Here is a 5,565-nt window from a genome sequence, read left to right as displayed (position 1 = left end):
TGATTGACTATCAGCCGCGACATTGTTTCCAGCGAATCCGTCCGCAGGATATAAAGCCGCTTTAGCAACATCGGGTTATCGCCAGGTTTCACCTTCCCTTTCACCGTCGTCACCGCCAAATGAAAACCGGCATCATGCGCCGCTTTCACCGCCGTCGCGTTATAGCCGCCAAACGGGTAGGAAAGATAGAGCACATGCGGATTAAACTGCCCGAGCGCCCGACGGGAGTGTTCAAAATCAAACAGAATATTGTGATAGTTACGGCTGAGTAAAATTGGTCGTCGCTGGCCATCCACCCGATGCAAGAAATGGGTGTGCGACTGGAAGTCGAAAACATCTTTAATCCCTTCCAGCTCGGAAATACTCATAAACTGCAGCGATTTCGGATCCCACTTCTGTGGGTGGCGCTTGATACGTGAGCTAATGATAAACGCCGTCGCCTTAAAGCCATACTGCTTGAGGACGGGATGCGCATAGCGGCTAACGGACTTCAGGCCATCATCAAACGTAATAACGACCGAACGCGCCGGAAGGTTTGCGCGATTATTGAGGTAGTCTTCTAACTGATACATCGTCAGCGTGGTATAGCCCATATCGCGCAGCCAGGTCATCTGGTTACTGAACGCACGCACTGATGTGGTGGTGGAGGTATGACGAAAACGCGTGTTCTCTTCATCGCGCAGAATATGATGGTAAGTCAGAATCGGGATACCGTTATCCTGCTGAGCATCCAGCGCGCTGATATAGGCCAGCCGTTCGCCGATGCGAATCTGATACCAGGTCTGATTCAGTCTGTCTTTCAGCCGACTGAGCACCGGGTAACGTAGATTCTCAGCCAGCGTACCAAACGGCGCACTGCCTACGTCCGGCGCGTTATAGACCGGAGTATCTTTCCAGGTAATCAGGTTCTGGTTACTCAACGGTTTATTTAAGTCACCCAGGCCGTCTTCCACACGCTGACGCCCCTGCACAGGTTCCAGGTGCCCTTTGTCGATGTAGCCTTTGCCAAAACCGAAGTTGAAGGTGTAGTAATCCTTTGCATCCGGTTCAACGGCAATAATCTGTCCCGCGCGTAAATTACCGACAGTCTCCGTCTTATTGCCAATATGCGCCCAGATCACCGCATCTTCCGTGGTTTGCATATAGCGAGCGGGCAAGGCCGCACCTACGCCACCAGAAAACAGGAGCAACAGAACAAACAGAACGCGCATAACCATATGATTTAACCGAGGCGAGAAACCTCGGTTATTGTAGCAAAAGCATCATCAATACCAATGATTAATACTCATACAAATCATGCTTCAACACGAAGGGGGGATTTTTTTGTTGTTGATGCCAGAGGCTGGAGACTTCGGGGCCGCCAAGCGCGACGATGCAATCGCGAAACGCAGAACTGCTCAGCGATTCCCGTGACGAAATCATTCGCTCAAGCAATGGATAGCTGATACCTGAAATCACTTCGCACTGGGGATGCTTATGACTCATTAACGAAGCCACACGGTAAGGCGCAGCCCCGGCCATATCCGTCAGGAATATCACACCTTCACCTGAATCTGTAGCATGCAGGGCATGGCACATCATGCGGCTTAACATATTCGAGCTGAGCCCACGCCAGAAACTTACCGCCTGACATTGCTCCAACGGACCGTACTTTTTCTCCAGACGATGCAGCATATCCTGTGCCTTATCGTCATGACAGGTAATTACCCAACCTAACATTGCCTACCTCCTTAGCAGGCAAGTAGTTTATCAGGGTGATAAATCGGTAATGGTGATAAGCATCAAAAGTCTTCCTCTCCCGAGTCAGGAGAGGAAGAAAGAATTAGCTACGCAGGCCGCGTCCGCGCTGAATCAGGTACCAGCACAGCAAGTAAAACGCCGCAATGAACACCACCAGCACGCCAAACGTGGTGACCAGCGGAACATCATGAATACCCAGGAAGCCGTAGCGGAAGCCGCTAATCATGTAGACAATTGGGTTCAGATGCGAAAGTCCCTGCCAGAACGGCGGCAGCAGCGTTAACGAATAGAACACGCCACCCAGATAGGTCAGCGGCGTCAGCACGAAGGTGGGGATCAGGCTGATATCGTCAAAGGTTTTAGCAAAGACTGCGTTCAGCAAGCCGGCCAGCGAGAACAGTACCGCCGTTAACACCAGCGTGAGCGCCACAAAGACCCAGGAATGCACCTGGAACGGCACGAAGAACAGTGAAATAGCCGTCACCAGAATGCCTACGCACAGGCCACGCGCCACGCCGCCGCCGACAAAACCGGCGATAATCACGTGCGTCGGCACCGGGGCGACCAGCAGCTCTTCGATATTGCGCTGAAACTTGGCGCTAAAGAACGACGAGGCCACGTTGGCGTACGAGTTGGTGATCACTGCCATCATAATCAGCCCCGGTACAATAAACTGCATGTAGCTAAAGCCATGCATTTCGCCGATACGCGAGCCGATCAGGTTACCAAAGATAATAAAATAGAGCGTCATGGTGATGACGGGAGGCACCAAAGTCTGGATCCAGATACGCATAAAGCGGTGGATCTCTTTCGCCCAGATGCTTTTCAGCGCAACCCAGTAAAGCTGCATCATGCGCGATCTCCTTGTTTTTCATGCACCAGAGAAACAAACAGTTCTTCCAGTCGGTTCGCTTTGTTACGCATACTCAATACCTGAATGCCCTGCGCGCTCAGCTGAGAAAAGACGCTGTTGACCCCTTGTTCACGCAGAACCTCCACTTCCAGTGTGGAAGTGTCGACCAGTCGGTACTGATAACCTTCCAGTTTCGGCAGCGGACTTTTTGGTGCCAGATCGAGGATAAAGGTCTCGGATTTCAGCTTGGAGAGCAGACTCTTCATCGAGGTGTTTTCCACCAGCTCGCCGTGCTGAATAATGCCGATATTACGACACAGCATTTCCGCTTCTTCGAGATAGTGAGTGGTCAGAATAATGGTGGTGCCTTTGTCGTTTAAATCCTTTAAAAAGCCCCACATGGAACGACGCAGCTCAATGTCGACGCCCGCCGTTGGTTCATCCAGAATGAGTAATTTTGGCTCGTGCATCAGCGCACGGGCAATCATCAGACGACGTTTCATCCCACCAGACAACATGCGCGCGCGCTCGTTACGTTTTTCCCATAAATCGAGCTGCTTTAAATATAGTTCGCTGCGTTTGACCGCTTCTTTATGCTCAACACCGTAGTAACCCGCCTGGTTGACCACAATCTGCTGCACGGTTTCAAACGGGTTAAAGTTAAACTCCTGCGGTACCAGGCCAAGCTGGCGTTTAGCATTAACCGTATCTTTTTCAAGATCGTATCCGAAGACGCTCACCCGCCCGGAGGTTTTATTCACCAGCGAGCTGATTATTCCAATGGTGGTGGATTTTCCTGCGCCATTCGGTCCCAAAAGCGCATAAAAATCACCCGCTTCGACTTGCAAATCTATCCCGCGTAACGCCTGAACGCCACCGGGGTAAGTTTTTTTAAGTTGTTGAAGTTCCAGAGCAATGGTCATGTTTTTATACTTACCTTACGTTCTGACATTTTATATATAGTTTAAATAATGATGGAGTTACCCTATATTAGCCCATCGAATTTATCTGGCTTCGGGTCGTGCTACTCCATGAAAGACATAGATACACTCATCAGCAACAATGCACTATGGTCAAAGATGCTGATAGAAGAAGATCCCGGATTTTTTGAAACGCTGACGCATGCCCAGAATCCGCGTTTTCTATGGATTGGATGTTCCGATAGCCGCGTTCCCGCTGAACGATTGACCGGTCTTGAACCGGGTGAATTATTTGTTCACCGCAATGTTGCCAATCTGGTTATTCACACCGACCTGAACTGCCTCTCAGTGGTTCAGTATGCGGTGGATGTGCTGGAAGTGGAACATATTATTATATGCGGCCACTATGGATGCGGCGGCGTCCAGGCGGCGATTGAAAATAAAGAACAGGGGCTGATTGATAACTGGTTACTGCACATCCGCGATATCTGGTTCAAACACAGCTCACTGCTGGGCGAAATGCCGCAGGAACGTCGTATGGACACCCTGTGCGAACTGAATGTCATGGAACAGGTCTATAACCTGGGCCACTCAACCATTATGCGTTCAGCCTGGAAGCGCGGTCAGAAAGTGACCATTCACGGCTGGGCTTACGGTATTCATGATGGCCTGCTGCGCGATCTCGACGTCACCGCCACCAGCCGCGAAACGCTGGAACAGCGCTATCGCCAGGGGTTGTCTAACCTGAGTCAGAAACACAGCAACCATAAATAATGTGACATTGCCGGGAGGCGGCGACGCCTTACCCGGCCTACAAACCTGCGCCATCAGGCGCTCCAGCCAATTACTCGTCCAGCAGCACTACTTTGCCAACATACGGCAGATGGCGATAACGCTGGGCATAGTCAATGCCGTAACCGACCACAAACTCATCAGGAATTGAGAAGCCGATAAACTCGACCGGAACATTCACTTCACGACGAGAAGGTTTGTCCAGCAGCGTACAAATAGCCAGGGATTTCGGCTCGCGCAGGCTCAGAATTTCACGCACTTTGGACAGCGTATTGCCGGAATCGATGATGTCTTCGACAATCAGCACGTCCTTGCCACGAATGTCTTCATCCAGGTCTTTCAGGATTTTAACATCACGCGTGGTAGACATTCCGCTACCGTAGCTGGATGCCGTCATGAAATCGACTTCATGAGAGACATGCACTTCACGGCACAGATCCGCCATAAACATAAATGAGCCACGTAACAGACCAACCAGCACCATATCGCTGCCGCTGTCCTTGTAACGTTCGTTAATCTGGCGCCCCAGTTCAGCAATACGCGCTTTGATCTCCGCTTCCGGGATCATCACTTCAACAGTATGTTTCATAAACCCTATAACTCACTGATTTTTATCAGTTGACACATCATGCAGATCGAAAGAAAGCGCTTACGTTGATACACCGACTGACAGACGGCGACCCGCTCTAACCACAAAACTTGCGACAGCATACAAACAATTCAGTTGATGAAGTATACCAGTAAAGAGAGCGGGTTCCTCTGATAGTTCACAGGAGAACCCGTTTGCGTCGTTTTTTGTACACTTATTAATCAAAACCAGGAGTGCACGGCAGTCTGTGGCTAAAACGTTTCCCAGTGCGGATCTTGTGGCGAACTCCCCGCAGAGGTCGCTCGTGGAGTATCCTTAGGTGGTTTTCGATGCTCACCGTTGGAGGCATCGCGAGTGATGCGAAATGCCGCCACGGCCAGGCGTAACTGTTCAGCTTGTTGTTCCAACGAAGCGGCTGCAGCGGCAGACTCCTCTACCAGCGCGGCGTTTTGTTGTGTGACACTGTCCATCTGCGAGACCGCGAGACTCACCTGCTCAATCCCCCGACTCTGTTCCTCCGAGGCTGAGGCGATTTCCCCCATGATGTCCGTCACGCGGGTGACCGCTGCGACAATCTCTTTCATCGTTTTACCCGCGTCCGACACCTGCTGAGATCCCATCCCCACGCTGTGGGTTGAGTTATCAATCAACGCTTTGATCTCTTTGGCTGC

At 51.1% G+C, this 5,565-nt stretch carries 7 protein-coding genes; 1 reads left to right on the top strand and 6 read right to left on the bottom strand.

Going from position 1 to position 5,565, the window contains the following annotated elements; genetic code table 11:
* The 4 genes from FDW94_RS11165 to FDW94_RS11150 form a co-directional block, all read right to left on the bottom strand.
* Positions 1 to 1,217, bottom strand: a 1,217-nt coding sequence (locus tag FDW94_RS11165; protein ID WP_137377605.1) for a polysaccharide deacetylase family protein, incomplete at its 3' end; no start/stop codon positions are given.
* 61 nt (positions 1,218 to 1,278) lie between these two features.
* Positions 1,279 to 1,719, bottom strand: coding sequence for a PTS sugar transporter subunit IIA (locus FDW94_RS11160; RefSeq protein ID WP_080210193.1), 441 nt, complete (start codon positions 1,717 to 1,719; stop codon positions 1,279 to 1,281).
* A gap of 103 nt (positions 1,720 to 1,822) precedes the next feature.
* Positions 1,823 to 2,593: an ABC transporter permease gene (locus tag FDW94_RS11155; protein ID WP_008786229.1), complete on the bottom strand. Its 771-nt coding sequence runs from the start codon at positions 2,591 to 2,593 to the stop codon at positions 1,823 to 1,825.
* On the bottom strand, positions 2,590 to 3,516 hold the full coding sequence (locus FDW94_RS11150) for an ABC transporter ATP-binding protein (RefSeq protein WP_003829469.1): 927 nt from the start codon (positions 3,514 to 3,516) through the stop codon (positions 2,590 to 2,592). The genes FDW94_RS11155 and FDW94_RS11150 overlap by 4 nt, the downstream gene beginning before the upstream one ends.
* A 108-nt stretch (positions 3,517 to 3,624) precedes the next feature.
* Between FDW94_RS11150 and can the strand changes: the two genes are divergently transcribed.
* The gene (gene can / locus FDW94_RS11145; protein ID WP_008786227.1) at positions 3,625 to 4,287 is read left to right on the top strand and encodes a carbonate dehydratase; all 663 of its coding nucleotides are present in this window, start codon (positions 3,625 to 3,627) and stop codon (positions 4,285 to 4,287) included.
* A 70-nt stretch (positions 4,288 to 4,357) separates the two neighbouring features.
* On the opposite strand, the gene hpt is transcribed toward can, so the two are convergent.
* On the bottom strand, positions 4,358 to 4,894 hold the full coding sequence (gene hpt, locus FDW94_RS11140) for a hypoxanthine phosphoribosyltransferase (protein WP_003018658.1): 537 nt from the start codon (positions 4,892 to 4,894) through the stop codon (positions 4,358 to 4,360).
* Between the two features lie 251 nt (positions 4,895 to 5,145).
* On the bottom strand, positions 5,146 to 5,565 hold a 420-nt coding region (locus tag FDW94_RS24135), incomplete at its 5' end, for a methyl-accepting chemotaxis protein (RefSeq protein WP_249358432.1).

The sequence above is a fragment of the Citrobacter sp. wls757 genome (assembly GCF_005280935.1).
Classification (GTDB): Bacteria; Pseudomonadota; Gammaproteobacteria; order Enterobacterales; family Enterobacteriaceae; genus Citrobacter; species Citrobacter portucalensis.
Note: the sequence above shows the minus strand (reverse complement) of the source record. Positions and strands in the feature narration are given on the sequence as shown.

What these genes read in the sequence shown, in the direction of transcription:
- FDW94_RS11160 (WP_080210193.1), bottom strand. Translation starts at nt 1,719, where the DNA reads ATGTTAGGTTGGGTAATTACCTGTCATGACGATAAGGCACAGGATATG.
- FDW94_RS11155 (WP_008786229.1), bottom strand. Translation starts at nt 2,593, where the DNA reads ATGATGCAGCTTTACTGGGTTGCGCTGAAAAGCATCTGGGCGAAAGAG.
- FDW94_RS11150 (WP_003829469.1), bottom strand. Translation starts at nt 3,516, where the DNA reads ATGACCATTGCTCTGGAACTTCAACAACTTAAAAAAACTTACCCCGGT.
- can (WP_008786227.1), top strand. Translation starts at nt 3,625, where the DNA reads ATGAAAGACATAGATACACTCATCAGCAACAATGCACTATGGTCAAAG.
- hpt (WP_003018658.1), bottom strand. Translation starts at nt 4,894, where the DNA reads ATGAAACATACTGTTGAAGTGATGATCCCGGAAGCGGAGATCAAAGCG.